This window comes from Paenibacillus chibensis (genome assembly GCF_004001045.1).
GTDB classification, from domain to species: domain Bacteria; phylum Bacillota; class Bacilli; order Paenibacillales; family Paenibacillaceae; genus Paenibacillus_AQ; species Paenibacillus_AQ chibensis.
In genome coordinates this window covers 1-3924 of the sequence record NZ_BIMK01000061.1, presented here as the reverse complement: position 1 = coordinate 3924, position 3924 = coordinate 1, and the positions used below count along the sequence as shown (strand labels likewise).

The following is a 3924-nucleotide window of genomic DNA, read 5'->3' as shown; positions in this document are numbered from 1 at the left end:
TTCACAAATGCAGCGCAACAGACACAAAACATCATTGACCAGGTCACTCCACGGTTACAACAAATTGAACAGGAAGAACCGCAGTATAAAGGTTTCTAATAAAGGGCCATGCCGATCTCTTCTCGGCATGGCTGCCCCTTTATTCCCTCGTAGATGACTTGATTGGGAGGCTGATTTTCTTGGCATGGATAGCAGGATTATGGCTAGTAAATACGGCACTGTTGATCATTATTGCGGTTCGGGAGGTGCGCCGCCCCGCCAAAGCGTTGACTTGGATATCAGTCGGACTTGTATTACCGATTATCGGATTCGTTTGTTACCTGTTCGTCACGAATCCTGTGCAAATGCGGCGGGACAAGCTCGTTTCTTCGCACAATAACCCGATAGCGTTGCCTCCAGCATGCGGTCACTCCGCTTTTGTTATCGCCCGGGCTTTGCAACCTTTGTCTGTCCGTGGCCTTCGAACCGGTTCCGTCCAAATCCTCACGAACGGGATGGAAACCTACGGAAAACTCCTTCAATCAATTCAGGCCGCACAAAAGTCAATCGATCTGGAATATTACATATACCGGAATGACCATATCGGTAAACGTATCACAGATGTGCTGATTGACCGGGCTTTATCCGGTGTGAACATTCGTTTTATAAGGGATGGCTGGGGAAGCCGGTCGTTTCCCAAACATGCGGTTCGCCGGATGATGGAAGCAGGCATTGAATGCAGGACCATCTTTCCCTTGCGAATCCCCTGGGTACTATCCAACTTGACATACCGGGATCATTGCAAGATCGTCATCGTCGACGGAAAGGAAGCCTTCATGGGAGGAATCAACGTTGGGGACGAGTATACTGGAATGAAGCCGGATGTCGGTTTTTGGCGCGACACTCATATGCGGTTAACCGGCGAAACAGCGGATGATGTGAAAGCCGTTTTTGAGGCTCACTGGAAAATGGCGTCACCGGACATGCTCCATTCAACGAGAAAGGCAAAATTTATCCCTGAATCGGCCCAACTTTCAGACGATAAAGCCATTCATCCATTTCTATCCGGCAAAACAGAACGATCCGGATACGGATGGGAATGGGGATCGGAGCTGGGAACGATGGAAGGCCCCCACATGGGAAAAGCTTCCCCATCCAAGGATTCGCATAACGTCTATATACAGATATTCGAAGGCAATCCCGGGCTGCCTACTCCGGTCATTCGGGAAATGCATTTCATCTGCCTGACGCAGGCGACCCGAACCATCGACGTGACCAACCCTTATTTTATACCCGATGCGGATATCATGATGGCCATCAAAACAGCCGCGGCGCGTGGCGTTCGAGTGAGATTACTGGTGCCGCGCCAAGTGATTCCTAAAGTTGCAGGAGCTGCAAGCCGTACGTATTATGGCGAACTCGTGGAAGCAGGGATCGATGTGTTTCAGTACAACAAAGGGGTGCTGCACGCGAAAGTCATGATTATCGATGGCGAGATTGCCGAAGTGGGTTCTTCCAACTACGATCCCCGTAGTTACCGTTTAAACTACGAAGTGTGTGCAGTGCTGTATAATTCCGATGTGGCTCGGGTGCTTACGGAACAATTCGAACGGGATCTCACCGACTCCATTCCTTTGCGAATGGAAGATTATCTGCATCGTTCTTCTTCTGAGCGCATTCTTGATCAAGCAGCGCGCGTTTTATCTCCGTTGTTATAAATAGGGCTTGCTCAACAAGAATCGTTCCAGGCGCGCATGTCGCATCGAGCATGAGGGTGCCTTGTTCGTGACATTCGCTACCGGGGAGGCTGCGATTGGCAGAACGCTCAGTTCTTTCGCCATCTTCCGGTTTTTCTTTGCCACAGTGGTGGGCTCCTGTGGAAGGGAGAACGCCTCGCCTACCTCCATGGTGAGCTGCGAACCGCCCGCGTCGTTATCGTCGTCATCGCGGTCCTGCTTGGACGGTTTCGTCTTGGCCTAGCGCTCTGCTTGCAGCGCGGCATGGGCAATCCAGCCGTTAACTTCAGCCAAGACTTCCAGACCGAGCCGTTCTCGGAAATGGGTTAGTAAAGAGTGATGAAAGGGCTCTTCATCTACATATGTGGTGTAGCCCAAGAAGAACTGCAAATACGGATTCTCTTGGATTTGCAAGGTCTCACGATCGCTTAAACCAAGGCGCTCCTTGATGATGAGCGAGCCGAGGGCGATAATACGTGCAGAGTACACCTTCTGGCCGATGGGGTGCGCCCCCGTATTCGCGAACTCCGGGCGCTTGAAGTGCCTGATTGGGCTGCATTCATGATGGCTAATTCAAGGCGAGGTGTTGGAAATGTCTCGTAATTAAATAACGCCCTTCCAACTTCCTACTGGGAAGCGAAAGGGCTGAAAGGTTTACTTTTTCGTTACTTGGAACATGTTGATTTTTGGAAACACCTAGTGCTTAGGTGTTGTGAGAGGACGGGGGTTAGCCGCCTCCTACTCGATTGGAGAAGTAGTTCACATTCGTGCCGAAACCAACCTGTATTCTTTTGGAGACCGAAACTTTATCGGGCTTTTGGAAACAGGCGTTGAACAATCTCTGTGAATTGCTCGTAAAACCCGGAAACAGGGCGGCCTTGTCGTACGTCTGTTACATAACTGGTAATACGGTCCACAAATTCAGGATTCGCGGAGATGTACACATTTTGAATATTCGGATCGGTCGATCGAACTTGCTGCGCAATTTGAGCTTCCAAATCACGGGATAACTGATTTTGGGGAGTATCCACGATCACGGCTACATATGCATTTCTTCCCGTTACAAGTACATTGGCTTGTTTTACTCGGTTTATTCGAACAATTTTCTCTGCCGCCGCGTCAGCAATTTGAATTCGATTATCGATATGTGTCTGGGGAGGGGTTAGGATTTGCTGCATTTGCACGCCTTGTTGCCGCGATTGATTTTCTGTTTTGCTCGCGCACCCTGTTGACATCATCGATACAACAACAAGCCACACGGCGATTCTCTTGATGTTACGTTTTTTGGCCATGGTCATCTGCTATGCCTCCATATTCCATTTACTCTTAGTATGCTTTCCACGATGAGTTAAAATTCACAACCGTTCCTTATTTTTATTGCCAATTCGAGGTTGAGCAATGAATTATTGGAAGTTGAAGAGAGAAGAATTGAAGTACCGATACCTCTGACACCCGTCGATAACCCTCACGAATAAAACGACGAAGTATGAAATTTGATATCCGATTTAGGCAGCAGTCTATGGTGCAAATATCATGCCCGGCATATAGTGTAGAAAAAAAGAGGAGATGCAAAATGGATGATACGGATGAAACCAATCGAAGTTGAAGGTTTCAAGGTGATAGGTATCGAGGTCGCTCTGCCAAAAACAACACTTCTTGCGGTAACAACGGATATTGTGCGGCGCTTTGGATATCCACTTGCTAAATCAGAAATTAAAAGATCGTCGAATTGTGGCAGGACGCGCAACCGGGGTGCGTACAATGGAGCAATTGCTGGATGCTCCTCTTGATATGGTTACCTTTGAGGCGGAATTGCACGGGATTCACCCTGGAATGAAGGGAACGGATGCGCTTTTAAAGATGATAAACATTGCCGAGTGACTCTTTAGAAAAGTGATTATTGAGGAAAGAAGGGGAATATTTTGCTCACTGGTTTACAAGTTGCATTCCTGGGAGTTCGACATAAAGTGGCTTTTTCATCTTTGACACAGTCCTCCGATAGTTGTCGTTTCATCAGTGTAATCTGTGTCTACTATTAAGTCTAGCATCAAACTTCATTTAGTGGGCGGTTTTCATTTGGTTAAAAATCAACATTAGAATTCGACGGCAAAGCAACAGTGCTCATTAAGGACGGCAAGATCATGGAGGATAACCTAAAAAAAGAAAGGATTACCTCGGATGAACTTATGGAACAGCTTCGAAAAAAAAA

At 47.9% G+C, this 3924-nt stretch carries 3 protein-coding genes and 4 pseudogenes; 5 read left to right on the top strand and 2 right to left on the bottom strand.

Features of this window, described 5'->3' with window-relative positions; genetic code table 11:
* Positions 1–99: pseudogene (locus tag PCH05_RS27850) on the top strand (DUF1657 domain-containing protein); the annotation flags it as partial.
* Between the two features lie 80 nt (positions 100–179).
* Complete coding sequence (locus PCH05_RS26950) at positions 180–1697, top strand: phospholipase D-like domain-containing protein (RefSeq protein WP_127607798.1); 1518 nt, start codon at positions 180–182, stop codon at positions 1695–1697.
* Between the two features lie 258 nt (positions 1698–1955).
* On the opposite strand, the gene PCH05_RS26945 is transcribed toward PCH05_RS26950, so the two are convergent.
* A complete protein-coding gene (locus tag PCH05_RS26945; RefSeq protein WP_164766819.1) occupies positions 1956–2204 on the bottom strand; it encodes a transposase in 249 nt (82 codons plus the stop codon).
* Between the two features lie 15 nt (positions 2205–2219).
* Here PCH05_RS26945 and PCH05_RS28065 point away from each other — a divergent pair.
* Positions 2220–2390, top strand: a pseudogene (locus PCH05_RS28065) (group II intron reverse transcriptase/maturase); the annotation flags it as partial.
* Positions 2391–2521: 131 nt separating this feature from the next.
* Here PCH05_RS28065 and PCH05_RS26935 read toward each other — a convergent pair.
* A complete protein-coding gene (locus PCH05_RS26935; protein WP_127607794.1) occupies positions 2522–3013 on the bottom strand; it encodes a YhcN/YlaJ family sporulation lipoprotein in 492 nt (163 codons plus the stop codon).
* A 279-nt stretch (positions 3014–3292) separates the two neighbouring features.
* Here PCH05_RS26935 and PCH05_RS26930 point away from each other — a divergent pair.
* Both PCH05_RS26930 and PCH05_RS26925 read left to right on the top strand, forming a co-directional pair.
* Positions 3293–3596: pseudogene (locus PCH05_RS26930) on the top strand (YunC family protein).
* Positions 3597–3817: 221 nt separating this feature from the next.
* Positions 3818–3924: pseudogene (locus PCH05_RS26925) on the top strand (YetF domain-containing protein); the annotation flags it as partial.

Bases quoted from the DNA above. Each gene is read 5' to 3' on its own strand.
- PCH05_RS26935 (WP_127607794.1), bottom strand. From the start codon at position 3,013: ATGACCATGGCCAAAAAACGTAACATCAAGAGAATCGCCGTGTGGCTT.